General features: G+C 73.2%; 18 protein-coding genes. 8 read left to right on the top strand and 10 right to left on the bottom strand.

Annotated features, from left to right (window positions below; translation table 11 throughout):
* Window positions 1-97 precede the first annotated feature (97 nt).
* The gene (locus C2865_RS12955) at window positions 98-1,234 is read left to right on the top strand and encodes an NAD(P)H-dependent flavin oxidoreductase (RefSeq protein ID WP_106398578.1); all 1,137 of its coding nucleotides are present in this window, start codon (window positions 98-100) and stop codon (window positions 1,232-1,234) included.
* Window positions 1,235-1,238: 4 nt separating this feature from the next.
* Here the strand turns inward: C2865_RS12955 and C2865_RS12950 are convergent, their stop codons facing one another.
* Window positions 1,239-2,273: an SGNH/GDSL hydrolase family protein gene (locus C2865_RS12950; RefSeq protein ID WP_106398577.1), complete on the bottom strand. Its 1,035-nt coding sequence runs from the start codon at window positions 2,271-2,273 to the stop codon at window positions 1,239-1,241.
* Between the two features lie 289 nt (window positions 2,274-2,562).
* Here C2865_RS12950 and C2865_RS12945 point away from each other — a divergent pair, with 289 nt between their 5' ends.
* On the top strand, window positions 2,563-3,135 hold the full coding sequence (locus tag C2865_RS12945) for a TetR-like C-terminal domain-containing protein (RefSeq protein ID WP_157963685.1): 573 nt from the start codon (window positions 2,563-2,565) through the stop codon (window positions 3,133-3,135).
* Window positions 3,136-3,560: 425 nt separating this feature from the next.
* Window positions 3,561-4,163 carry a DUF4126 domain-containing protein gene (locus C2865_RS12940; protein WP_106398575.1) on the top strand — a complete coding sequence of 201 codons (603 nt, stop codon included), beginning with the start codon at window positions 3,561-3,563 and terminating at the stop codon, window positions 4,161-4,163.
* Between the two features lie 413 nt (window positions 4,164-4,576).
* Here the strand turns inward: C2865_RS12940 and uvrB are convergent, their stop codons facing one another.
* The 3 genes from uvrB to C2865_RS12925 form a co-directional block, all read right to left on the bottom strand.
* Window positions 4,577-6,709, bottom strand: a complete 2,133-nt coding sequence (uvrB, locus tag C2865_RS12935) for an excinuclease ABC subunit UvrB (protein ID WP_408608311.1) — start codon at window positions 6,707-6,709, stop codon at window positions 4,577-4,579.
* A 137-nt stretch (window positions 6,710-6,846) separates the two neighbouring features.
* Window positions 6,847-7,821, bottom strand: a complete 975-nt coding sequence (locus C2865_RS12930; protein ID WP_198653232.1) for a DUF2382 domain-containing protein — start codon at window positions 7,819-7,821, stop codon at window positions 6,847-6,849.
* A 34-nt stretch (window positions 7,822-7,855) separates the two neighbouring features.
* The gene (locus C2865_RS12925; RefSeq protein WP_106398572.1) at window positions 7,856-8,530 is read right to left on the bottom strand and encodes a DUF4352 domain-containing protein; all 675 of its coding nucleotides are present in this window, start codon (window positions 8,528-8,530) and stop codon (window positions 7,856-7,858) included.
* A gap of 238 nt (window positions 8,531-8,768) precedes the next feature.
* Here C2865_RS12925 and C2865_RS12920 point away from each other — a divergent pair, with 238 nt between their 5' ends.
* Genes C2865_RS12920 through C2865_RS12910 form a run of 3 tightly spaced genes read left to right on the top strand, consistent with a single transcriptional unit; the run spans window position 8,769 to window position 11,255 of the window.
* Complete coding sequence (locus tag C2865_RS12920; RefSeq protein WP_106398571.1) at window positions 8,769-9,791, top strand: hypothetical protein; 1,023 nt, start codon at window positions 8,769-8,771, stop codon at window positions 9,789-9,791.
* 4 nt (window positions 9,792-9,795) lie between these two features.
* Window positions 9,796-10,440: a hypothetical protein gene (locus C2865_RS12915; RefSeq protein WP_106398570.1), complete on the top strand. Its 645-nt coding sequence runs from the start codon at window positions 9,796-9,798 to the stop codon at window positions 10,438-10,440.
* Entirely contained in the window at window positions 10,440-11,255 is an 816-nt protein-coding gene (locus C2865_RS12910) for an inositol monophosphatase family protein (protein WP_106398569.1), read from the top strand. Before C2865_RS12915 ends, C2865_RS12910 begins: the two co-directional genes overlap by 1 nt.
* Here the strand turns inward: C2865_RS12910 and C2865_RS12905 are convergent.
* Window positions 11,248-12,423: an ArsB/NhaD family transporter gene (locus C2865_RS12905; protein ID WP_232835555.1), complete on the bottom strand. Its 1,176-nt coding sequence runs from the start codon at window positions 12,421-12,423 to the stop codon at window positions 11,248-11,250. The genes C2865_RS12910 and C2865_RS12905 overlap by 8 nt on opposite strands.
* A gap of 118 nt (window positions 12,424-12,541) precedes the next feature.
* Here C2865_RS12905 and C2865_RS12900 point away from each other — a divergent pair, with 118 nt between their 5' ends.
* Both C2865_RS12900 and C2865_RS12895 read left to right on the top strand, forming a co-directional pair.
* Window positions 12,542-18,202 (top strand): TIR domain-containing protein, encoded by a 5,661-nt coding sequence (locus tag C2865_RS12900; protein WP_232835554.1) that lies wholly within the window; start codon window positions 12,542-12,544, stop codon window positions 18,200-18,202.
* A gap of 150 nt (window positions 18,203-18,352) precedes the next feature.
* Window positions 18,353-19,180 carry a glycerophosphodiester phosphodiesterase gene (locus C2865_RS12895; RefSeq protein WP_232835553.1) on the top strand — a complete coding sequence of 276 codons (828 nt, stop codon included), beginning with the start codon at window positions 18,353-18,355 and terminating at the stop codon, window positions 19,178-19,180.
* A 32-nt stretch (window positions 19,181-19,212) separates the two neighbouring features.
* Here C2865_RS12895 and coaE read toward each other — a convergent pair whose 3' ends face one another.
* The 5 genes from coaE to C2865_RS12870 all read right to left on the bottom strand — a co-directional run bounded on the left by coaE (window position 19,213) and on the right by C2865_RS12870 (window position 25,089).
* Complete coding sequence (coaE, locus tag C2865_RS12890) at window positions 19,213-19,815, bottom strand: dephospho-CoA kinase (protein ID WP_232835552.1); 603 nt, start codon at window positions 19,813-19,815, stop codon at window positions 19,213-19,215.
* 41 nt (window positions 19,816-19,856) lie between these two features.
* Window positions 19,857-20,318, bottom strand: coding sequence for a GNAT family N-acetyltransferase (locus tag C2865_RS12885; protein ID WP_106398566.1), 462 nt, complete (start codon window positions 20,316-20,318; stop codon window positions 19,857-19,859).
* Window positions 20,318-22,204 (bottom strand): endonuclease/exonuclease/phosphatase family protein, encoded by a 1,887-nt coding sequence (locus tag C2865_RS12880; RefSeq protein WP_106398565.1) that lies wholly within the window; start codon window positions 22,202-22,204, stop codon window positions 20,318-20,320. Before C2865_RS12880 ends, C2865_RS12885 begins: the two co-directional genes overlap by 1 nt.
* Window positions 22,205-22,270: 66 nt before the next feature.
* The gene (gene rpsA, locus C2865_RS12875; RefSeq protein WP_106398564.1) at window positions 22,271-23,737 is read right to left on the bottom strand and encodes a 30S ribosomal protein S1; all 1,467 of its coding nucleotides are present in this window, start codon (window positions 23,735-23,737) and stop codon (window positions 22,271-22,273) included.
* Between the two features lie 227 nt (window positions 23,738-23,964).
* The gene (locus tag C2865_RS12870) at window positions 23,965-25,089 is read right to left on the bottom strand and encodes a polysaccharide deacetylase family protein (protein WP_106398563.1); all 1,125 of its coding nucleotides are present in this window, start codon (window positions 25,087-25,089) and stop codon (window positions 23,965-23,967) included.
* Window positions 25,090-25,137: the final 48 nt, after the last annotated feature.

The raw sequence follows: 25,137 nt of genomic DNA, 5'->3' as shown, positions 1-25,137 counted from the left end.
GGAGCGCCCCCGTCCCCGCCTCGCGCGGTACGGGGGCGCTCGGTTTCTCCGGGGGCGCGGGCCACCGAACCGAATGAGATTCGGTATTGTCGCGGATATGAAGACCGACGTCTGTGACCTGCTCGGGATCGAGTTCCCGCTGTTCGCGTTCAGCCACTGCCGTGACGTGGTCGCGGCCGTCACCAACGCCGGGGGGCTCGGCGTCCTGGGCGCCGTCGCCTACACCCCCGAGCGCCTGGAGGAGGAGCTCGCCTGGATCGACCGCGAGGTCGGCGGCCGCCCCTACGGCGTGGACGTCCTGGTGCCCGCCAAGATCGACTCCTCGGCGCGCGAGGGCGGCGACCCGATCGCGGCGATACCCGCGCAGCACTGGGAGTTCCTCGTCCGCCTGTTCGAGAAGTACGGCGTCCCGGTGCCGGACCTCGCCGGCGAGAACGCCGCCAGGGCCGCGCGGAGCGGCGCGCGGGGCGTCACCGGGGCCGGTGCCACGGAGCTGATCGACGTCTCGCTGGCCCACCCGATCAGGCTCATCGCCAGCGCGCTGGGCACGCCCCCGCCGCTCATGGTGGACAAGGCCAAGGCCGCCGGGGTGCCGGTGGCGGCGCTGGTGGGCACCGTCGAGCACGCGCGGCGCCAGGTGGCCGCCGGGGTGGACATCATCGTCGCCCAGGGCGGCGAGGCCGGCGGGCACACCGGCGAGATCTCCACCATGGTGCTGACGCCGCAGGTCGTCGACGCGGTCGCCCCGATCCCGGTGCTGGCCGCCGGCGGCATCGCCTCCGGCCGGCAGATCGCCGCGGCACTGGCGCTGGGCGCGTCCGGGGTGTGGACCGGCTCGGTGTGGCTGACCACCGAGGAGGCCGAGACCCCGCAGACGGTCAAGCAGAAGATGCTCCAGGCCACCGCCCGCGACACGATCCGCTCGCGCTCGCGCACCGGCAAGCCCGCCCGGCAGCTGGTGTCGGCGTGGACGCGGGAGTGGGAGGGCCCCGACTCGCCCGGCTCGCTGCCCATGCCGCTGCAGATGATCGTCGCCGAGGCGGCCATGCGGCACCTGGCCAAGCACGCCGAGACCGGCAACGAGGGCGCGCAGCAGCTGGTCAACTACTTCGTCGGCCAGTGCGTGGGCATGATGAACAGCATCAAGCCCGCCAGGCAGGTCGTCTACGACATGATCGAGGAGTACGCCGACTCCGTGGAGCGGCTCTCGGCCCTGTCGTCCGCCGGGGACTGAGGCCCTAGTGCCACTGGTTGATCTGGCGGCCCGGCCCCTGCCTCACCTGCCGGGTCACCAGTTCGGCCAGGGCCGTGTAGCCCGCGGCGTTCGGGTGGTAGCTGTGGAACTCCGCCTTGAAGGCGCTGAGATCGACGTCCAGGCCGTTCACGTAGGGGGCGCCCGTGCCCACCTCGTGGCCGGTGAAGGCGCTGTAGACGTCGATGAACTCCACCGAGCCGGGTGCGCCGCCCTGCGCCAGCTCCCGGTCCGCGGTCCGGGCGACCTCGTGGACCAGGTCGTTCAGCTCCTTGCCCTTGGCGTTCAGCCAGCGCTGGTCGGCGACGCCGAGGTTGTCCAGCGCGGAGCCCTCCCGCTCGCCGAACAGCCGGGGATAGCCGAGCAGGATGATGCGGGCGCGGGGCGAGCGCTCCCGCAGGCTCCCCACGATCCGGGTCAGCTCCCCGCGGAGGACGGGCTTGCGGGTCTCCAGCCCGGCGTCCTGCTCCTGGCAGGCTCCCGACCAGGGGAGGCTGAGGATGCAGCCCGCGAGGACCTTGGTGAAGCCCAGGTCGTTGCCGCCGATGCTGAGGGTGATCAGGCTGGTGCCCGCGTCGGCGTGCTCCACCTGGGGCGGCTCGCCCGCCCTGGCGGAGAAGAAGTGCTCGGTGCGGGCGCCCGCGCAGGCGAAGAACCTGGTCCCTCCGGCGAACTCGAACGTTCTGGAGACGGCGTGCACGTAGCTGCGGGACGTCCGGTGGCAGCGGTTCTCGGGCGACAGGTCGTCCGGGAGGGCGTAGGCGCCCTCTCCCGAGGAGAAGGAGTCCCCCAGCGCCACGTACGCGCCCTGGGAGGCGACCTCCAGCGGGGTGAGCGGCCGCCTGCCCGGAACGGCGGCGGCCGGCAGAGGGGGCGGCCCGGAGGGGCCTGCGCAGCCGATGCCGAACATCCGGCAGCGCGCCTGCTCGGAGAGGAGCGGCACGCCCAGGCCGACGAGCACCACGGCGAGCAGAGCCAGGGCGAGCAGCCCGCGCGCTCCCCCTCGGGCCCAGGTCCTCATGCCCACCCCCCGCAGGCGTCATCCGGCTTCCTTCCGACCTTAAAGGAGGGCCCCCGCTTCCAGATACCGACCATCAGGTATCCGGCGGTACATCTCCCACCACCCCTCACGACAGCTGTTTTTCATCACAGGAGGTGATGTAGGGAGAAAAATTCTCCTCCTGAGCGATAAATCCTCGATATTTCGGTGGAACTTCCTGACACCGGGGGCATGCCCCTGTAACACTGTGGGCCACCGCACGGTGACAGAGAACACGCGTGCCCGCGCCCGTCCCCCTGAAGGCGGTGTAGTGACCCTCACGGAGAGCGATCTCTCACGGCGGCTCGACGAGATCCACGCCGCCGCCCTCGGTGTGTTCCACGACATCTCCGACCGCAGGCCCACCCACGAGGAGGTCGCCGCGCTAGCGGACGTCGACTGCGCGGCGCTGCGCCGCCGCTGGCCGCTCCTCGACGAGCTGCTGGTGGAGGCCCTCGCCGCTCTGCTCCCGCCGCCCGAGGACCCGGGCGACCTGGGCGGCCTGCGCGCCGAACTGCGCCCGCTCGTGGTGCACCTGGCGCGCGAGTACTCCGAGCACGGCGAGCTCCTGGTGCGCACGACGGCCCGGCTGCCGGCCTCCCCCGCCCTGGACAGGGCCTTCCGGCAGCGCTTCCTCTACCCGCGCGTCGAGTGCGTCCGGCACATCTTCGGCCGCGCCGTCCTGCGCGGGGAACTGCGCCCCGACGCCGACCCCCGCCTCGTCTTCTCCCTCGTCCCGGCCCTGCTGAGCTACCGCACCATGCTCCGCGACCCGGCCCCCGAGCCCTCCCTGGCCGACCGCCTCCTGGACACCGTCCTCCTGCCCCTCCTGCTCCTCCGCTGAGCCCGGCCGCCACTCGCTCCCGCCCCCTCCCGGGAGCAGTCGACCCCGCCCCCTTCCAGGGCCACCGGAGGCCCGCACGGGGCAAGAACTCCGCCCGGCCGGAAAGCCCGCACGGGCAAGACCTCCACCCGGCCGTAGAGCCCGCACGAGGCAAGGCCTCCACCGGCCGTAGGGCCTGCCCGAGGCGAGACCTCCACCCAACCGAAAAATCCGCACGGGCGAGGCGCCCATCCGGCCGGAAAGTCGCGCGGGCGAGGCCTCCGCCCGGCCGTAGAGTCCGCACGGGGCGAGGCTCCGGTCAAGGCGCCGGAGCGTCCGGGGCGGTGAATCCGCCGGGGCGGTGAACCTTCCCGGGCCGCGGACCGTCCGATGGGGGACGTGGAGCGCGCCGCGAACCCCGCCGAACGGCCGGGCACGGGAGGATCATGTTCGCTTTCCTGACGGGCCTGGGGCTGGCCGGAGCGGCCGGGCTCAACGCCTACATCCCGATCCTGGTGGTCGGGCTGCTGGGCCGGTACACCGGGCTGGTGGTCCTGCCCGCGGAGTTCTCCTGGATGGGGAACGGCTGGGTGCTGGCGGGGCTCTCGGTGCTGCTGGCCGCCGAGATGGTGCTGGACAAGGTGCCGCTGGTCGACTCGGTCAACGACGCCGTCATGACGCTGGTGCGCCCCGCGGCGGGCGGCGCGGCGGCGGCCGCCACGGCCGCGGCGGCCGACCTCGACGCCGGGCTCGGCACCGGCCTGGCCCCGCTCCAGGAGCACACGTGGCTGAGCTGGGTGCCGGGCGTCCTCATGGCGCTGGCCGTGCACGTGCTCAAGACCGTGGTGCGCCCGATCGCCAACACCGGCACCGCCGGCACGGCCGCCCCCGTGCTCAGCACCGCCGAGGACGGCCTCTCCCTCGGCCTCAGCCTCCTCGCCGTCCTGGCCCCCGCCCTGGTCCTCCTGCTGCTCCCGGCCCTCCTGTACACCGCCTTCCGCCTGCTGCGCCGCGCCCGCCGCCGCAAGCGGGCTCCCGCCCCCGGCTGACCCGGGGCCGCGCGCCGACGGCGGCACCACCCCGTGGAGCGGCGGCCCGCGCGTCCGGGCCGACGGACCCGCGCCGGTGCCGCCCGGCCGGTACCGGCAACGGGCCTGGATACCGGGCACGGCGGTCTCCCGCAGGCACGGCGCCGCCGCCCAGCCGCCGATCCGGTGGATCGGCGGACCTGCGCGTCCGTACCGGCGGACCCCCGCCGGTACGGCCCGGCCGGTACCGGCAACGGGCCCGAGTACCGGGCACGGCGGTCTCCCGCAGGCGCGACGGCGGTGCCGCCACGGACCCGGCCGCCGATCCGGTGGATCGGCGGACCCGCGCGCCGGGTCGACGGCCCGCGCCGCTGGACGGGTCCCGGTCATGGGACGGGCGTCCCGGTCACGGGACGGGCCGTGCGGGCGGCGGGTCAGCCGATGCCGGCCTCCTTGAGGTCGCGGAGTTCGCGCTTGAGTTCCTTGATCTCGTCGCGGAGGCGGGCGGCGAGCTCGAACTGGAGGTCCTTGGCGGCCTGGTGCATCTGCTCGGTGAGGGACAGGACGAGGTCCTCCAGCTCTTCGCGGGGGCGGTCGGTGACCAGGTCGGCGGTGTGGCCGCCGACGGCGCGGCTGCCGAAGCCGGGGACGGGGGCCTTGCCGCGGGACTGGGACCGGCCGGAGCCGCCGAGGTAGGTCTCGGTGTCCTCGTCCTCGCGGACGATGGAGTCGAGGATGTCGGCGATCTTCTTGCGCAGGGCGCGGGGCTCGATGCCGTGCTCGGCGTTGTAGGCCTGCTGCTTGGCGCGGCGGCGGTCGGTCTCGCCGATCGCCCGCTCCATCGACGGGGTGATCTTGTCGGCGTACATGTGCACCTGGCCCGAGACGTTGCGGGCGGCGCGGCCGATGGTCTGGATCAGGGAGGTCTCCGAGCGCAGGAACCCCTCCTTGTCGGCGTCCAGGATCGCCACCAGGGAGACCTCCGGCAGGTCCAGGCCCTCGCGCAGCAGGTTGATGCCGACCAGCACGTCGAACTCGCCCTGGCGCAGCTCGCGCAGCAGCTCGATGCGGCGCAGGGTGTCGACCTCGCTGTGCAGGTAGCGCACCCGGATGCCCAGCTCCAGCAGGTAGTCGGTGAGGTCCTCGGCCATCTTCTTGGTCAGGGTGGTCACCAGGACGCGCTCGGCGCGCTCGGTGCGCAGCCGGATCTCGTGGACGAGGTCGTCGATCTGGCCCTTGGTGGGCTTGACGACGATCTCGGGGTCGACCAGGCCGGTCGGCCGGATCACCTGCTCGACCACGTCGCCCTGCACCCGGCCGAGCTCGTACGGGCCGGGCGTGGCCGACAGGTAGACCGTCTGGCCGATGCGCTGGAGGAACTCCTCCCACTTCAGCGGCCGGTTGTCCAGCGCGGACGGCAGCCGGAAGCCGTGGTCGACCAGCTGGCGCTTGCGGGAGGCGTCGCCCTCGTACATCGCGCCGATCTGCGGGACCGTCTGGTGCGACTCGTCGAGCACCAGCAGGAAGTCGTCGGGGAAGAAGTCCAGCAGGGTGTGCGGGGCCGAGCCCGCCTCCCGGCCGTCCATGTGCCGCGAGTAGTTCTCGATGCCCGAGCAGGTGCCGATCTGGCGCATCATCTCCAGGTCGTAGGTGGTGCGCATGCGCAGCCGCTGCGCCTCCAGCAGCCTGCCCTGGCCCTCCAGCTCCGCCAGCCGCTCGGCCAGCTCGGCCTCGATCCCGGCCGTCGCCCGTGCCATGAGCTCCTCGCCCACGCCGTAGTGGGTGGCGGGCAGGATGTGCAGCGCCTCGTGCTCGGAGAGCACCTCGCCGGTGAGCGGGTGCAGGGTGGAGAGCTTGTCGATCTCGTCGCCGAACATCTCGATCCGCACGGCCAGCTCCTGGTACTGCGGGATCACCTCGATGGTGTCGCCGCGCACCCGGAAGGTGCCCCGGGTGAACGCCAGGTCGTTGCGGGCGTACTGGATGTCCACCAGGCGGCGCAGCAGGAGGTCGCGGTCGATCTCCATGCCGGTCTCGAGCTTGATCATCTGCCGGACGTACTCCTCGGGCGTGCCGAGGCCGTAGATGCAGGAGACCGACGCCACCACCACGACGTCCCGCCGGGTCACCAGGGACGAGGTCGCCGAGTGCCGCAGCCGCTCGACCTCGGAGTTGATCGAGGAGTCCTTCTCGATGTAGGTGTCGGTCTGGGGGACGTACGCCTCCGGCTGGTAGTAGTCGTAGTAGGAGACGAAGTACTCCACCGCGTTGTTCGGCAGCATCTCGCGCAGCTCGTTGGCGAACTGCGCGGCGATCGTCTTGTTCGGCAGCATGACCAGAGTCGGCCGCTGCACCTGCTCGATCAGCCACGCGACGGTGGCCGTCTTGCCGGTACCGGTGGCGCCCAGCAGGACCGAGTCCTTGTCGCCGCGCCGGATCCGCTCGGACAGCGCCGCGATCGCCGCGGGCTGGTCACCCGCGGGCGTCATCTCCGTGACGACCTCGAACGGCTTTTCGATCCGCTGAAGGTCGAGTTCCTGGCGCACGTGCCCTCCCCTGACTGCCATCACCCCCACCGTACGGCCCGGCACCGACAAACCCGTCCCGTCCGTCCGGGGCGCGGCTCCCGGACCCCCGAGGGGCGCGGCCGAAGACGCCGGGACCGGCGGCCCCCAAGGGCCGCCGGTCCCCAGAACGCGCAGGATCACCGCTTCCTTCCCCGGCCGGGTCCGGGGGGCTCGTCACTGCGGTCCACGCCCGGCCGCGTGCCCGTGCCCGTGCCCGTGCTCATGCCGGGGCCCGTGGTCTCCAGGCGCTCGACCTCGATCCGCTCGCGGCGGACCTCGTCCCTGATCACCCGCTCCTCGGGCACCTGCTTGACGTTCAGGCGGACCCGCTCCACCGCGTGGATCTCCTTGACCGCGAACGCCTCCTGCCCGCGCAGGACGACCTCGACGGAGTCCTCGCCGATGTCGGCGATCCCCTCCGTGGCGGGGAGCCGCTCCAGTTCGAACTCCTCGTGCATGAGCCGGACCCGCTCCTCCACCGGAACGACGTCCACGTACTTGTGCAGCCGCACGCGGCCCATCTCGATCTCCTCGGTCTGGAAGGAGATGCGCTCCTCGCAGCGGGTCAGCGCCAGTTCCTGCGGGTGCCCCGGCCGCCCGGCCTCCGGCGTCCGCTCGCGCCCCAGGCCCGCCGCGCCCGCGGCCCCGGACGTCACCCCGGCCGCCCCGGCGGACTCCCGCCGCTCCCCGGCGACGCCTGCCGTGCCGGCCGTGCCCGCGGCGGCCGCCGCCGCGGCGGCGCTGGTGCGGCCCGTCCCGCTGGAGGGGGTGGTGGTCGTCGTGCGCGTCCCCGTCCCGGGCTCCATCCCGTAGTGGGCGCGCAGCTGCGACTCCTGCTCGGGGGTGATGTGCCGGTCCACGGTGAGGTCCGGCGAGTCCTTCACCTTGGTCTTGTCGTAGGGGACGGTCAGGTCCTTGCCGGACAGCGTGCTGCCGACGAGCGGGACGAAGCGGTCCTTGCCGCCCAGCAGCCCTCCCGTCCGCACCCTCGCCCATTCCTGGGCGCCCGTCACGTCGTCGAAGAAGATCTGCTCGATGGTGCCCAGTTCCTCGCCGTCGGGTCCGGTCATGCGGGCGCCGAGCAGTTTCTTGATGTCCATGGGTGTGCTCATGACGTTTTCTCCAGAGATTGCGTGATCGACCCGGTCAGCCCGCATTGACAATGGTCCACTGCTCGCTCCCATTGCTGCGCAGCCTTACCGAACTCACCGCGGAGCCGGCCGGGACCTGGAAGACATAGGCGCCTTTGACGCTCCTTCCGGCGGGGATCGCCTGTTTCACCGCGTTCCCGCCCGGCAGCAGGGCGCCGGCCTCCCCGTTCCCCGTGTAGTAGGTGTTCCCGGAGGTGTGGACGCGCTGGTAACCGGGTGTCGCGTAGCAGTCCTCCGTCCCCGAGTTCGTCAGCGTCGTGTCGACCACGACGAAGGCCCGTCCGGACGGCGCCTGCTGGTACCGGCCCGTGCTCCCCTCCGGGAGCCGCGAGACCGGGGGATGCAGTTCGGTGCCGCGGAAGTCCAGGTCGCAGCCCGGGGCGGTGGTGGAGGTCCCGACCGGGGCGACGGGCCGCACCACGGTGGCGGGCGGTCCGGTGACGGTCACGGTCGGCTTGCTCCCGACCCCCTGGTCGCGGTTCATGCCGGCGATCCCCAGGCCGCCCAGCAGCAGCCCGGCGGCCGGGACCAGCAGCCAGGCGGGGTTGAACCCCCGCCTGGGCGGGCCCCCCTCCGCGGTGGACCCGGACGCCTCCTCGGACGCGGCGCGGTCCTGGCCGGGCTCGCGCCCGGTGCCACCCCCCTCGTTCCAGGAACCCTTCTCGGCCACGTCACCGCTCCTTCATCGGATCTCCACTCATCGACACGCTAAGTCCGGTCATTCCCTGACAGAAAGAGCGCAGCGCGTCATATGCCCATTTCTTGGTGAATTCTTAAAAGCTGGAAATACAGGACTTTCCACTGACCGGCGCGTCGCCGCCCGTCCTTTTCCCCGACCCGCCCCGCGGCGGCCCTGGCCACCCGGTTCGGCGCGGTTTACCATGACCTCACCGCCGACAGGTACGGGGATGACCTTGGCACGCTTCGCTCTCTGGCTCCTGCGGAACGCCGACGCCGCGATCGCGCTGGTCATCGCGGTGGTCGTGGCGGTCTTCGGGCTCAGCGACGATCCCGACCTGAACAAGGTCGCCAGCGCCACCCTGCTCGTCCTGGGCCTGCTGGCCGCGAGCATCCTGCGCGACCGCTACCGGCGCGACCCGGTCGAGGACGAGGTCCGCGGCTCCCTGCGCGCCCTGGAGTCGCTGCCCGCGCGCCTGGAGCGCCTCGACGGCTTCGAGCGGCTGATCCGGCTCACCCGGCACTCGCTCGACGAGTCCTCGGCCGTGCGGGCGATCAGCGGCGACGAGGTCGGCCCCGTGCTGGCCGAGGCGCGCCTGGGCACCGACCGGTGGATCTTCAAGGGCGGGACGGGCACCTACATCCGCGCGGTCACCCTGCCCGGCTGCGTCGCCGACGCCAAGCGCGAACGGCGCGCCCTGCTCTTCCGGCTGGAGATCATCGACCCGTCGGACGAGGACGTCTGCGACGCCTACGCGCGCTTTCGCAGGGCCGGCGCCCCCGCCGGGGGCGGGCAGGAGGCCTGGACCCTGGAGCGCACCCGCAAGGAGTCCTACGCCACCATCCTCGCCGCCTGCTACCACCGCGACCGCTACCGGCTCCTGGACATCGACATCGGGCTGTCCCGCACGATGACCACCTTCCGCTGGGACCTGTCCTCCTCCTGCGTGGTCATCACCCGGGAGGACCCCACCGCGCCCGCGCTGCGCGTCGACAAGGGCAAGTTCTACTACGACTGGTGCTACACCGAACTGCTCAACAGCCTGGACCAGGCCCGCCGGGTGCCGATCGAGCAGGCGCGCGCCGCCCGGCTGTCGGACGAGCCGACGGTCGAGGAGATCCGCCGCCTGTTCCAGGCGCTTGACCTCGCCCTGCCCCGCTCGTTCTCCGACCGGGACGTCGCCGACATCGCCCGCCGCGCCCTGCGGCCCGTCGACCCGTACGCGCTGCCCGAAGGGCCGCGGGCTGGATGAGACGATGCGCTACGGGGAGCTGCACCGGCGGCTGCGGGAGGGCTCCGGCTCACGGGAGGTGGCCGGCTGGGCCGCGCGGACGCTGAGCCGGGTCGCCTCCGGCTCCCTCGACGTGGCGGGCGTGCTGCACCCGCTGGGCTTCCTGTGCCTGCCGGTCGAGCGCAGCGGCCGCACCGGCGTCTGCCTCCACCTGTGGTCGCCGGAGCTGCCGCCGCCCGCCTCCACCACCTCCGCCTGGCACTGCCACAGCTGGAGCCTGCTCAGCCTGCTGCTCTACGGCCGCCTGGGCAACGAACTGGGCGAGCTCGGCGAACCCGAGGAGGGAACCGGGATGCGGGTCTTCGAGGTGCTCAGCCGCGACGGCGTCGACGAGCTGCGCGCCACCCCGCGCACCGTCCGCGTGTCCCCCGTCGACGGCGGCACCTACACGCGGGGCGACGTCTACACTCTGCCCGCCGGGGTCTTCCACCGGACCGTGGTCGCCGGAGAGGCGGCGACGGTGGCGCTGGGCGCCGAACACCCCGGCCTGCGCGACCTGTCCCTGGGCCCGCTCGGGCTGGGCGGCCACCGGGTGCGGCGCCGCCGGCAGGGCGCGGGGCGCACCGCCCGCCTGGCCCGCCGCGCCGCCGAACTGCTCCAGGAGGACTGATGATCGATCTCACGCGGGCCAGGTCGGTGGCGGTGGCCGCCGCGGAGGAGGCGGGCGCGGTGCTGGCGCCGGGGGCGCGCTTCTCCGTCCAGGCCAAGGGTCACGACGACCTGGTCACCGATCTCGACCACCGGGCCGAGGGGATCATCCTGGGCCGGCTGCGGGACGCCTTCCCCGACCACGCCGTGCTGGCCGAGGAGTCCGGCCGCAGCGGCGACGGCGACGCCCTGTGGGTGGTGGACCCGCTGGACGGCACGCACAACCTCGCCATCGGCCTGCCCGCCTACTCGGTGGGCATCGCCCTGTGCCTGGACGGCGCGCCCGTGCTGGGGGTGGTGCACGACCCGGTCACCCGCCTGACCTGGTCGGCGGTCCGCGGCGACGGGCCGCGCGGCCCCGGCGACGTGCCGCTGGCGACCGAGCCGGACCGCCCGGGTTCGGCGCCGATCGTCTCCTACGTCCAGGGCTACCCGGTCGGGCGCACCGACCCGACGGCCCTGGCCTACAAGCACGTGCTGGGCGCCCGGTCGCGGCGGCTGCTGCAGTTGTGGTCGCCCCAGCTCACCTGGATCATGCTGGCGCGCGGCGTCATCGACGCGGTGATCGGCTACCGGACCGGCGCGGTGGACCTGCCCGCGGGGGCCCTCATCGCCACCGAGGCCGGAGCCGTCCTCACCGCGCTGGACGGCGGCCCGTTCGAGTTGTCGATGGAGCACACCGAGTACAGCTTCATCGCCGCCCGCCCCGGGCGCGTCGCCCCGCTGGTGGCGCTGCTGGCCGAGGCGTCCGCCCTGGAGCTGCCGCCGCTCAGCTGACCAGCAGCGCCGCCACGACCGCGGGCAGCGCCAGCGCCGCCAGCGCGGTGCCGTGCAGCATGAACCTCCGCAGCGGGACGCGCAGGTCGTGGCGCCTGCACCACTCGAACCACAGCAGCGTCGCCAGCGACGCCCAGGGCGTGATCAGCGGCCCGACGTTCGTGCCCGCCAGCAGCGCCAGCAGCTGGTCGCCGTTCTCCACCGGGACGACGGCCTCGCCCGCGGTGTAGGCGGGCAGGTTGTTGATGAGGTTGGACAGCGCCGCGCCGGTCAGCGCCGCGCGGAACGCCCCGCCCGCTCCGTCGTCGGTGCCGATCAGCGCGGTCATCACCGTGTCCAGGCCGTGCAGGACCAGCGCGGGGATGACGAGGAACAGGCCTGTGACGAAGACCAGCAGCTGCCACGGGACCAGCGAGGGCCGCAGGGACCGGGGGCTGCGCAGCGCGAAGGCGGCCAGGGCGATGACGGCGGCGGCCGTCGCGGCGTACTCCACGTGCACCCCGGCCATCACCAGGACGATGAAGAGGAGGCAGGCGCAGGAGGTGGCGGTGAACAGCACGGTGTCGCCGATCCTCAGCGGAACGGGCGGCTCGTACCTGTCGGCTCCGCGCGCGCCGCGCCGCCAGTAGAACGCCCACAGCAGCGCCATCGTCACCGCGATCGCCACCAGCTGCGGCAGCCACATGCGCGCGGCGAACTCCCAGGGGGTGAGCGCGACGCGGTCGGCGGCCAGCAGGTTCGTCAGGTTCGACACCGGCAGCAGCAGGCTCGCGGTGTTGGCCAGCCACACGGTGGTCATCGCCAGGGGCAGCGCCCGGATGCCCGTCCGGATCGCCAGCGCGAGCATGACGGGCGTCAGCAGGACCGCGGTCGTGTCGAGGTTGAGGAAGGCGGTCGTCAGCGAGGCGAACGCCGTGCACAGCAGGAACAGCGCCGCGTAGCTGCCCCGGCCGAAGGTGGCCAGCCGGTCGGCGATGACGTCGAAGACGCCCGCCTCCTTCGTCAGCTCCACCAGGATGATCACGCTGACGAGGAAGAGCAGCAGCGGGGCTATCCGGCGCAGGCTCTCCCCCGCGGCCTCGGCCGGAAGAACCCCGGTGAGCACGCAGAGCACGCCCAGCAGGAGCAGGCCGAACCGGATCAGGTCCAAGGTCGACACTCGGCTCACCGGGGCATGATCCCACACACGCACGCCCATGTTTCCGCGCGCGGCGCCGCGCCGTCCGGACGCGCCCCCTGTGTCACGGGACTGTGCTTCGCGGGGAGGGTTCTGGATACTTGACGGCGTGACGGGGCCGCAGACTGAGATTTTCGTTTCGTACTCGCCCGCCGACGAACGCTGGGCGTCGTGGATCGCCTGGGAGCTGGAGGCCGCGGGCTACCGGACGATGCTGCAGGCCTGGGACTTCGTCCCCGGCACCAACTTCATCGACTTCATGGACCGGGGGGTCAGCGAGGCGGCGGTCGTCATCGCCGTCCTGTCGCGCAACTACATGCGCTCCCGCTACGGCCGGATGGAGTGGCAGGCCGCGCTGCGCGCCAGCCCCGACGACCCGTCGGCCAAGCTCGTGACCGTCCGGCTGGAGGACTGCGAGCTCGAAGGGCTCCTGGCGACCATCACCTACGTCGACCTCGTCGGCGTCACCGACGAGGACGCCGCGCGGGACCTGCTGCTCACCCGGGTGCGCGAGGCCCTCGCCGGGCGGGCCAAGCCCGAGGACCGGCCGCCCTCCCCGTTCCCGCCGGCCGCGCCGCCCGTCCCCGCACCAGCGCCGGGCGGCGGGCGGCAGGCGCGGCGCGCCCCGGCCGTCCAGCCGGCCTACCCGCCCGAGGCCTCCGGCGGGGAGCCGCGCCGGCAGGAGGTCTCGATCCTGCACCTGGCCGGCCCGAGGTTCGGGTGGTCGCTGGCCGACGAGCCGTTCGACGCCGCGAGCCTGCAGGCGCGGATCTGGGCCGAGCTCACCGAGCTGAACGTGCGGCCCGACCTGCTGGTGGTCAGCGGCGACCTCACCGAGTCCGGCAGCCGCCGCGAGTGCGCCGCGGCCGCCGACTTCCTCACCGGGCTGCGCACCCTGCTGAGCCTGGAACCGCACCGGGTCGTGCTGGTGCCCGGTGCGCGCGACGTCACCAAGGCGGCCTGCCGCGCCTACTTCAACTCCTGCGAGGCCGACGACGAGGAGCCCGAACCGCCCTACTGGCCCAAGTGGCGGCACTTCGGCTCCCTGTTCTCCGAGCTGTACCGGGGCGTGGACCACGCGGTGTTCGACAGCGCCCAGCCCTGGACCCTCTTCCCGGTGCCCGAGCTGCGGGTGGTCGTCGCCGGGCTCAACACCACGATGGCGCTCAGCCACCGCGACGACGACCGGTACGGGATGATCGGCCCCTCCCAGGCCGCCTGGTTCGCCGAGCGGCTGCGTGCCTTCGGCCCCGGCTGGCTGCGGCTGGGGGTGGTGCACCACAGCCCGCTGGAGGGCGACCCCGACCGGCTGCGGGACGCCGACCTGCTGGACCGGCTCGTCGCGCCCGGCCTCGACCTGGTGCTGCACGGCCGGCAGGGCGAGCGCGGGGAGACCGCGTCGGGCACCCTGTGCCTGCCCGCCCTCGCGCCGGGCCGCCACCAGGTGCTGACCGTGGACTCCGGCGGGCTGACCCTGCTGCGGCCCGGAGCCGGGCCCGAACGCGTCGACCGCGCCGGGATCTTCCACCCCGAACCGCCCGCCCCCGCCGTCCCGGCGCCGCGCGAGGCGCCCGACGGCCGCCCCGCCGACCCGCTCACCCTGCTGCTCGAGCAGATCACCGAGGCCTGCGAGACCCGCTTCCCCGGGGCCAGGACCAGGCCGGTGGCGGCCGAGCCGCCGCACCTCCTGGTCTCCCGGCTGGAGGACGGCTTCGTCCGGCAGTTCCGGATCGGCGCGCACGTCGGGGAGGTCGGCGAGGCGGAGGTGGCGGCCTTCCTGCGGCAGGTGCACGCCGGGGGCGACGCGCACGGCTCGGAACTGGTGTTCCTCGGCCCGCCGCCGCCCCGGTCGCTGCGGGAGGACGCGCTGCGGCGCGGGGTGCGGCTGCGCAGCCTGACGGAGTTCCAGGGATTGCTGGACCTGTCGTCGTACGTGACCGGGCAGGCCCTCCGGCTGGCCGGCGACCGGCTCTACCCGCCCGACCTGTACGTGCCGCAGCGGTACCGGGAACTGGACGGCGACTCCGCGGCCGTGCGGGACGACCTCACCGGCGCCATGCTCGACCTGCTCGCCGCCGACCACGGCAGGTTCGTGCTGCTGCTCGGCGACTTCGGCCGCGGCAAGACCTTCGCGCTGCGGGAGCTGGCCCGGCGCATCCCCGGCGAGCTCCCCCACCTCATCCCGATCCTCATCGAGCTCCGCAGGCTCGACAAGGCGCACTCGGTGGACGCGCTGGTCGCCGCGCACCTGGCCGCGCACGGCGAGGACCTCATCGACCTGCGCGCCTTCCACTACATGCTGCGCCAGGGCCGCATCGTCCTGCTCTTCGACGGCTTCGACGAACTGGTCACCCGGGTCACCTACGAGCGGGCGGCCGACCACCTGGAGGCCCTGCTGGCCGCGGCCGAGGGCAAGGCCAAGATCGTGGTGGCGTCGCGGACCCAGCACTTCAAGTCCCACGCCCAGGTGTTCACCGTGCTCGGCGAGCGGGTCGGGACGCTGCCGGGCCGGCGGGTGCTCGGCATCGCCGACTTCACCCCCGCGCAGATCCGTGCCTTCCTCGTCAACCGGTACGGGAACGCGGCCGCCGCCGACCGGCGCATGGCGATGCTGCGCGGCGTGGAGGACCTGCTCGGCCTGGCGCAGAACCCGCGCATGCTCGGTTTCATCGCCGACCTGCCCGAGGAGCGCCTGCACGCGGTCGCCCTGGCCCGGCACGCCATCAGCCCCGCCGACCTCTACCAGGAGATCCTCGCCTCCTGGCTGCGGCACGAGGAGGAGCGGGTGCGCGGCGTCCCCGGCGCCCCCGCCGGGCTGTCCCTGGACGAGCTGTGGCGGGCGGCGCGGATCCTGGCGCTGCGCCTGTGGGAGACCGGCGAGACCTACCTGCGGGTGGACGACCTGACCGAGGTCGCCGCTGCCCTCACCGACCTGGCCGACGGCACGGCCGGCATGTCGCAGGGCCAGACGGCGCACGCCGTCGGCGCCGGAAGCCTCCTGATGCGCACGGACGAGGGCCTGTTCGGGTTCATCCACGGCTCGGTGGCCGAGTGGCTGGTGGCCCGGCACATCGCCGACGAGCTCTCCGGCGGGGTGGAACCCGCCGCGCTGGCCCGCAGGCCGCTGTCCCAGCTGACCGTCGACTTCCTGTGCGACCTGGCGGGCAGCCGCGTCTGCCAGGCGTGGACGGCGCGGGTCCTGCGGGACGCCGAGGCGGGCGACGTGCGCCGCGCCAACGCCATCAAGATCACCACCAGGCTGCGCACCCCGGCGCGCACCGACCTGCGCGGCGCCCGGCTGCGGGGCGAGGACCTGTCCTACCGCGACCTCAGCGAGGTGGACCTGACCGGGGCCGACCTCACCGACGTCCAGCTGGTGGGCGCCGACCTCAGCCGGGCGGTGCTGCGCGGCGCCCGGTTGTGCGGGGCGCGGCTGGACGAGGCGCGGCTGGCCGGTGCCGACCTGACCGGGGCCGACCTCTCCCGCGCCCGGCTGGTGCGCGCCGACCTGCGCGACGCGGTGCTGGGCGGCAGCCGCTGGACCCGCGCCGCCGTGATCGAGACCGCGGGCGCCGCGACCCGCCGGGCAGAGCTGCGCGGCGCGGCGCTGGTGCCCGGCAGCGACGTCGAGGCGCAGTTCTCCCCCTCGGCTATCGGCGTCCCCTACGGCTTCCACTTCCAGTCCAGCAGGCTGCCCTCCCCCGCCGCCTACAGCCCGGACGGCGCCACCGTCGCGCTCGGCGGCGAGGACGGAGCCGTCCTGCTGTGCGACTCGCGCACCGGGCTGCCGCTGCGCACCCTGCAGGGGCACCGCGACCGCGCCTACGCCGTCCTGTACGCCGGGGAGGACCTCCTGGTCACCGGAGCCGCCGACGGCACGCTCCGGTTGTGGGACACCGCCACGGGACGGCAGCGGCACGCCGTCGACGTCCATCCCGACGGGGTGTGGCCGGTCGTCGCCGACGCCGGGGGCGCCCTCGTCGCGGCGGGGGACGCCACCGGGACCGTCCGCATCTGGCGCACCGCCTCGATGGAGCCGCACGCCTCCCTCCCCGGGCACGCCGCGCCCGTCTACACCTGCGCCTTCAGCCCGGACGGCCGGTTCGTCGTCACCGGCGACGCCGCCGGGACGGTCCGCGTGTGGTCCGGCGACGGCGGGCTCCTGCACACCATGGAGGGCGAGGGCGCCGTCTTCCGGCTGATCTTCTCCGCGGACGGTCTGCTCATCACCGGCGACGAACTCGGCCGGATCCGGGTGTGGGACCCGCCCTCCGGCGCGCTGCTGCGCGAGCTGACCGGCCACACCGGCCGGGTCTACGCGCTGGACGCGCGGGACGGGCTGCTGGTCTCCGGCGACACCGAGGGCTCCGTCCGGGTGTGGGACCTCACCGGGCGGTACGCGCCCCGGTCGCTCGCCGGCCACACCGGCGCGATCTACCGCGCCGCCTTCGACCCCGGGGGCAGCCGCGTGGTCACCTCCGACAGCGACGGCGCCGTGCGGCTGTGGAACCTGGAACGCGCGGGCGGCGAGCCCGGCCCGGACTTCGGCCGGCTGCTGCACTCCCTGCCGGGCCACCGGGGCGCGGTCTGGCCGCCGGTCTTCCGTCCGGACGGTGCCCAGGTGACGACCGTCAGCAACGACGGGACGGCACGCCTGTGGGACACCGCCACCGGCGTCTGCAGGCACACCCTGCGCGGCCACGGCAGGCGCATCACCTCCGTGCAGTTCAGCCCGGACGGGACGATGCTGGCCACCGCGGGCAACGACGGGGTGGTGCGGATCTGGGATCCGGCCACCGGCGTGCGCGTCCACGAGCTCGCAGGCGTCTCCGACCGGCTCACCTCCGCGACGTTCAGCCCGGTCGGAGGCAGGCTGGGCACCGCCACCAACGACGGCGGCGTCCACCTGTGGCAGGCCGCCGGAGGCGCCTTCGAACGGGAGCTGTCGGTCGAGACCGACCACGTGTGGGCGCAGGCGTTCAGTCCCGACGGCACGATCCTGGCGACCGCCAACGACGACGACAGCGTGCGGTTGTGGTACCACACGACCGGCCGGCAGGTCGTCAACCTCGCCGACCACCGCGGCCGGGTGCGCTGCATCGACTTCTCCCCCGACGGCTCCCTCATCGCCACCGGCTGCGACGACCGGCTGGTGCGGATCTGGGACCCCGGCACCGGCGCGCTGGTCTCCACCCTCGCGGGCCACGGCGACCGCGTCTACAAGGTCCGGTTCGACCGCACGGGCACCCTGCTGGCCAGCGCGAGCAACGACGGCACCGCCCGGATCTGGGACCCGTCCTCCGCCACCGCCCTCCACCTGCTGCAGGGGCACTCCGGGCGGTTGTGGAGCACCGCCTTCTCCCCCGACGGGCGCCTGCTGGCCACCGCGGGCGACGACACCGTGATCCGGTTGTGGGAGACCGGCACCGGACGGCTCGTGCAGACCCTGCGCGGGCACACCCGGCGGATCTGGTCGATCGACTTCTCCCCCGACGGGCGGCTGCTGGCCGGGGGCGGCGACGACGGCTCGGTCATCCTGTGGCGGACGGGCGACGAGGGCGCCGCACGGCACTGCACCCTGCTGGGCCTGGCGGAGGGCTGGGCGGCCGTCACCCCCGACGGGCGCTACAAGTACGCGGGCGACGTCGCCGGGCAGTTCTGGTGGGCGGCGGGATTGTGCCGGTTCGAGCCCGGCGAGCTCGACGAGCACCTCCCCTCGATCCGGCGGATCCCCCTGGAGGAGCCCCTGAACGGGGATTTCTCCGGCTGACCCGCCCGGCGTGCTGGCGGCCCTTCACCGGATTGCCCTACGGTGGTCACCGCCCGCCCACGCCGGCTTCACCGTGCGGGCGCACGGTGGAGGGGTCATGACCCTCAGGGGAGGACCATCCGCATGCCGCGGCCTCGCGCCTTGTTCCCGTTGACCGCACTCGCCGTCTGCGCCCCGCTCGTCCTCGCCGGTCCGGCCGCGGCCGACCGCGAACGCAGGGCCTGGGCCCATGTGGAGATCATCGCGCACCGCGGCGCCTCGGCCCACGCCCCGGAGAACACCCTGGCGGCGTTCCGGCTGGCCGGGCGGATGGGCGCCGACCTCATCGAGCTGGACGTCCGGCAGACCAGGGACGGGCACCTGGTCGTCGTCCACGACCGCACCCTCGCCCGCACCACCGACGTGGAGCGGCGTTTTCCCCGGCTCAAGCCGTGGCGGGTGAGCGACCTGACGCTCAAGCAGATCAAGAGCCTGGACGCCGGGTCGTGGTTCGGGCGCCGGTACCGGGGCGAGCGGGTGCCCACGCTCGCCGAGACGCTGCGCGTCGTCAAGGCCGCCCGGCTCAAGGCGCTGGTGGAGCTGAAGAACCCCGAGGAGTACCCGGGCGTCACCAGGCGGTTCGTCTCCCAGGTGAAGGACGACTCCTACTGGACGAGCTACGAGCGGCTCACCGTGCAGAGCTTCTCCTGGCGTTACGTCAGGGCCGTCAACGACGCGCTGCCCGCCGTCCGGGGAACGGTCCTCGGCCGCCCCGACTCCTTCGAGCTGCTCGGGGTCCGCTGGTACGCCGAGGCCGTCCACCCCGCCAAGGGGACCGTCACCGCCGAGTACGTCAGGGACGCCCACCAGCGCTGGCTGGACATCTACGCCTACACCGTCAACGACGAGGAGACCATGCTGCGCCTCCTGCGGTACGGCGTGGACGGCATCACCACCGACCGGCCCGACCTGCTGCGGGAACTGCGCCAGGAGAGTTGAGCACGGAGGGTCGAGCGCGGAGCCGGGACCGCTCAGGAGCGCTGCTTCTGCAGGTCCTCCCACAACTCCTCGACCTGCGCGGCGAGCCCGGCCAGCGTGCCGGAGTTGTCGATCACCCGGTCGGCGATGGCCAGCCGCTGCTCCCGGGTGGCCTGGGCGGCGATGCGCTTGCGCGCCTCCTGCTCGCTCATGCCGCGCAGATCGGTGAGCCGCGCCAGCTGGGTCTCCACCGGGGCGTCCACCACGACCACCAGGTCGTACAGCGGCTTGAGCGCGTTCTCGGCCAGCAGCGGGACGTCGAAGAGCAGCACCGCGTCCTCGGGCGCCGCGTCCTGGAGCTCGGCGCTGCGCGCCCCGATCAGCGGATGGGTGATCGCGTTCAGCCTGGCGAGCTTCTCGGGGTCGGAGAAGACGATCGAACCGAGCTTCTCGCGGTTCAGCGTGCCCTCCGCGGTCAGGATGTCGGCCCCGAACTCCTCGACGATCCGCGCCAGCCCCTCGGTGCCGGGCTCCACGACCTCCCGGGCCAGCGCGTCGGAGTCGATGAGCACCGCTCCCGCCGCCGCCAGCCGCCGCGAGACCTCGCTCTTGCCCGACCCGATGCCCCCGGTCAGCCCCACCCGCAGCCTGCTCACGATCCCGGCCTCCCTGATCTCGTCGCGCGTCCCTGCGCACCCTAGCCGAGAGGCTTGCGCAGGTGCACCAGGACCAGGTGGTCCGAGACCCGCTCGCGGCGGAACTCGGCGTAGCCCAGCCGGCGGTACAGGCGCAGGTTGGCCTGCGAGAGGTGGCCGGTGAACAGCAGCAGGGCCCTGGCGCGGCCGGCGACCTCGGCCTCGACCGCCTTCATCAGGGCGCTCCCCAGGCCCCTGCCCTGCAGGTCGGGGGCGACCACCAGGCGGCCGACCAGGCAGGTCTCCTCCTGGATCCGGGCCCGGACCGCGCCGACGACGCGGGTGCCCTCCACCGCCTTCAGCACCACGGTGGAGGGGTCGTCGAACAGCGCGCGCACCTGCTCGGGCGGCTCCACCAGCGGGGCCAGGAACGGATCGCCGTACAGCTGGGCCTCGCTCACGTAGGCGGCCCGCTGCAGGGTGAGGATCTCCCCCGCGTCCCGCGCCTCGGCCCGGCCGATCATCAACCCGCCTCGGCGGTGACGGCGACCATGCCGTCCCGCGGGCTGACCGCCTTGGAGAACACCAGGTCGTCGGTGCAGAACACGCCCTGCGAACCGGAGTCCAGGGCCCCGGCGGCCCGGCGCAGGCCGGTGCCGTTCAACGGCTCCAGGCCGGCGCCGTCCAGCGCGACGCCCATGTCCCCGGCGACGATCGTCCGGGGGGCGCGGCTCCAGGCCCGCACCAGCTCCGACAGCTCGGCCCGCCGGTGGGCGGCCTTCTCCTCGCCGGGAGCCAGCCGGGTCGTCCACACGTCCACGGTGCCGTCGCCGGTCCTGAGCCGCGCCCAGAGGTAGCCGCGGATCTGCTCGCCGCTGAAGACCCTGCCCCCGCCGGAGGACTCGACCTTCAAGGAGGTGAGGATCGCGTTGCCGTACTGCGAGTCGGCCGCCGGACCCCACACCAGCGCCATGTCGAGCCGCCGCGACAACCACACGCCCAGGTCCGCGGTGCCCGAGGCGGTCGCGCCCCGGCCCACGTCCTGCAGCGCCACCACGTTGGCCTTCTGCGCCTCGATCTCCACGGCGACGCGCTCGGGGTCGAGCTTGCCGTCGTGCATCGCCTGGCGGATGTTGTAGGAGACCACCCGCAGCCGCGTCTCGCCGGTGTCGGACCGCGCCTCGCCGCCCGACATCGCGAACACCGCGGTCGGGACGGCCAGCACCAGGCACGCGCCGAGCGCGGCCACCGCCCGCTGCGGGGCGCGGGCGGGCAGCGGGCCGCCCCGGGAGGCCGCGATCGAGGCCAGCAGCCCGATGAGGATGCCCGCGCAGGCGCTGAGCGCGTTGTTGGGGAACGGCAGCGGATGCGCCGGGTTCAGCGTGTACGGGACGAGGATCGCCAGCAGCGCGAACCCGCCGAGGGCCGCGCCGACGTCCACCCGCCAGATCGGTCCGCCGTCCCCGGCCCGGCGCAGCGGCGCGCGGCAGGCCACGGCCAGCAGCCAGGCGGCCAGCACCTGGGCGGGCACGATCGCGAAGATGACGATCCTGCCCTCCAGCGCGTAGGTCCCGGCCACGGCGCCGGCGCACAGGCCCAGCACGGTGCCGCCCAGCACGCACACCCCGCCGGGCACCGCGCGGACCGCCAGGCCCGAGGCGAGGAACGCCAGCGCGAGCGCCTGCCCGGCCAGCACCGCCAGGTGCGCCATGGTCAGCGACAGCCAGCCGGAGGAGGCGACGAACGCGGGGCTGGAGAGCACCAGCACCTGCAGGGCCAGGAAGGGCCCCAGGGCGGCGGCGCCCATGGCGTCGCGCCAGGAGATGCCCGGCGGCGGGACCACGCCCGAGGACAGCTCGCGCACCAGCGCGGCGACGCCCACCCCGACCAGGACCAGGCAGACGGCCCAGGCCGCGGGCCCGCTCTGCCATGCCGCGTCCCAGGTGCCGAAGAGCATGCGCAGGCTGGTGTCGACCGCGAGGCCGGCGGTCGCGGCGATGGCGAAGCCCACGCCCGACAGGCCGCGGGCGCTCTCGTACAGCGCGGGCAGCGCCAGCAGGCCCAGCGCCGTGGCCACCACGGCCAGGTCCAGCACCGGCCCCAGCCCCTGGGCCACCAGCCGGGACAGCAGCAGCCCGCCGATGCCCAGGGCGGTCAGCACCCGGGGTCCCAGCAGTGGCCGCAGCACCGGCGCCAGGAACGGCACGAGCGCCACCGGCAGCGCCACCGCCAGCGCCGTTCCGACGGACAGCTCCACGAAGACGGGGAGGGAGTAGCGGAGGGTTTGGGCGAGCAGGGCGACGGTGACGCCGATGAGTGTCAGCCGCGCGGCGCCCCCGGGGACCAGTGAGGGCCCCGCCGGCGGTCCGGCAGGGCCCTCGCTGTAGGTGCCTTTGTCAGTCGTGACCACCCGAAGATGGTATCGGCTGAGGGGACCGGCTCACCCCCGCATGAACGGAAGCGGGCCGGTCATCGCTCACTGACCGCCCGAGAGCTTCTCGCGCAGCGCGGCGAGCGCCTCGTCGGTGGCCAGGGCGCCACCCGTCGGCTCCTCGGAGCCGCCGGTGTAGGTCGTCTGACCGCCTTCGCCGCCCGCGGCCTCGGCGTCGGCCTTGCGGGCCTCGTCGATCTGCTTGCGGTGGGCGTCGAAGCGCTGGCGGGCCTCGGCGTACTGCCGCTCCCAGGTCTCGCGCTGGGCGTCGTAGCCCTCGAGCCACTCGCCCGTCTCCGGGTCGAAGCCCTCGGGGTACTTGTAGTTGCCCTCGGCGTCGTACTCGGCCGGCATGCCGTAGAGGGTGGGGTCGAACTCCTCGTCGGTGATCTCCATGGCGCCCTCGTTCGCCTGCTTCAGCGAGAGGCTGATGCGACGGCGGTCGAGGTCGATGTCGATGATCTTGACGAAGATCTCGTCGCCCACCTGGACGACCTGCTCGGGGATCTCCACGTGGCGCTCGGCCAGCTCGGAGATGTGCACCAGGCCCTCGATGCCCTCCTCGACCCGGACGAACGCGCCGAACGGCACCAGCTTGGTGACGCGGCCCGGCACGACCTGGCCGATCTGGTGGGTGCGGGCGAACTGCTGCCACGGGTCTTCCTGGGTCGCCTTGAGCGACAGGGAGACGCGCTCGCGCTCCATGTCGACGTCCAGGACCTCGACCGTGACCTCCTGGCCGACCTCGACGACCTCGGAGGGGTGGTCGATGTGCTTCCAGGACAGCTCGGAGACGTGGACCAGACCGTCGACGCCGCCCAGGTCCACGAAGGCACCGAAGTTGACGATCGAGGACACGACGCCCTTGCGGACCTGGCCCTTCTGCAGGGTGTTGAGGAACGTCTGGCGGACCTCGGACTGGGTCTGCTCGAGCCAGGCGCGGCGGGACAGGACCACGTTGTTGCGGTTCTTGTCCAGCTCGATGATCTTGGCTTCGAGCTCCTTGCCGACATACGGCTGCAGGTCGCGGACCCGGCGCATCTCCACCAGGGAGGCCGGGAGGAAGCCGCGGAGGCCGATGTCGAGGATGAGACCACCCTTGACGACCTCGATGACCGTACCGGTGACGATCCCGTCCTCGTCCTTGATCTTCTCGATCGTGCCCCAGGCGCGCTCGTACTGCGCGCGCTTCTTGGACAGGATCAGGCGACCCTCCTTGTCCTCCTTCTGGAGGACCAGGGCCTCGACCTCGTCACCGACGGAGACGACCTCGTTGGGGTCGACGTCGTGCTTGATCGAGAGTTCGCGGGACGGGATGACGCCCTCGGTCTTGTAACCGATGTCGAGCAAGACCTCGTCTCGGTCGACCTTGACGACGACGCCTTCGACGATGTCGCCGTCATTGAAGTATTTGATGGTCAGATCGATCGCGGCGAGGAAGTCCTCCGCCGAGCCGATGTCGTTGACCGCTACCTGCGGGGTGGTCGAGGTGGCTTCGGTGCTGCTCGTCATGTGTGGGCTGGCTCCGGATACGGACATGAGTCGGTCTGCGAAGCGCGAGGGCCGATTTCGTCCCTGCCAAGACCGGAGAGGAAGCCTGAGCTCCCGGAAAGACCGATGTCGACCAGATCGAGCGTGCGCCTGCTCCGTCCGAGGCACCGCAGGCCCACAGCGCAGCGATCAGCATATGAGATGAGGGGGCCCCAGGTCAATCGGGACGAGCCGAGACCCCCCGGAACCTAGTAGACCCGGGCCCTGTCGGCGTACTGCGGGGCCAGCTGGGAGATGGATCCCGACGGGGCCGTCACCGCCGCGGGATCACCATCAGATGTGTACCTGTTGTCAGGATTTTTGTCCAGTGTTTCCAACCACGCGGTGGAGCAGAACTTGTCGCATCCGTCCTTCTTGACCTTGTCCTCGGAGCGGATGCGGGAGATCTTGGTGTTGTCGAACTCCTTGGAGAAGACCGACACCGAGGGGTTCCAGCCGGCCAGGAAGACGCCCTGGAACTGCCAGGTGTCGCCCTTGGAGACGAAGGCGTTGTCCTTGGCCCTGGTCCGCGGGGTGTTGCCGAACGGATAGGCGAAGGTGACCGAGGGCGAGCCGGAGACCTTCTTCACGACCTCCTCGGCCTTGGCGATCTCCGACTCCACCTTGGCCGTGGGCATGCCCGCCAGGTTGGGGTGGGTGTAGGTGTGGTTGGCGATCTCGAAGCCGCGCTGGACCAGCCAGGAGACGCCGGCGTTGGCCTCCTCGCCGAGCTGGAACGGGTCCTTGTTGACGAAGAACGTCGCCACCGGGCGGAACGCGGGGTACTTGGCGTGCATCTCCATCAGGATCGCCACGGCCGTGTCGGGCGCCGGGTTGCCCGCGGCGTCGAGCGCGAACTGGGTGGGGTTGCCGTCGTCGAAGGTGAGCACCACCGGGTGGGCGCCGGCCGGGATGTCGATGCGGCCCTGCACGAACTCGGCGGCGGTGACCGGCACGTAGTTGCCCTTGGCCAGCCGCTCGAGCTCGGCGCGCAGCTCGCCGGGGGTGCGGTCGATCTCCGAGCCGCCCTTGGCCAGGATGCGGTGGTACATGATCACCGGAACCTGGCCGAGCTCGTTGGCCTTGACCTGCGCGGCCTGCGCGCCGGCGGGCTGCGGGGGCGGCGGCGGCGTGGAGGGCGCCGCGGACGGCGTGCCGCCGGGCGACGCCGAGGCGGTCGGCCCGCCCGAGACGGCCGCCGGCACGGCCTCGGTGCCCTGGACGGCCGGCTTGACGACGGTCGTCCGGTCGCCGTCGTCGTCGGGCGGCAGCAGAAGACCGAACAGCAGCGCGGCGCCGATGACCAGGACGGCGAACTTGTGAAGTGTGGGCACTGGATCTCCTGCGAGAGACGGGAGCAACAGCCTAGAGCCGGTTCCTCT

The organism is Actinocorallia populi (assembly GCF_002995495.1).
Taxonomy (GTDB): Bacteria; Actinomycetota; Actinomycetes; order Streptosporangiales; family Streptosporangiaceae; genus Actinocorallia; species Actinocorallia populi.
Note: the sequence above shows the minus strand (reverse complement) of the source record. Positions and strands in the feature narration are given on the sequence as shown.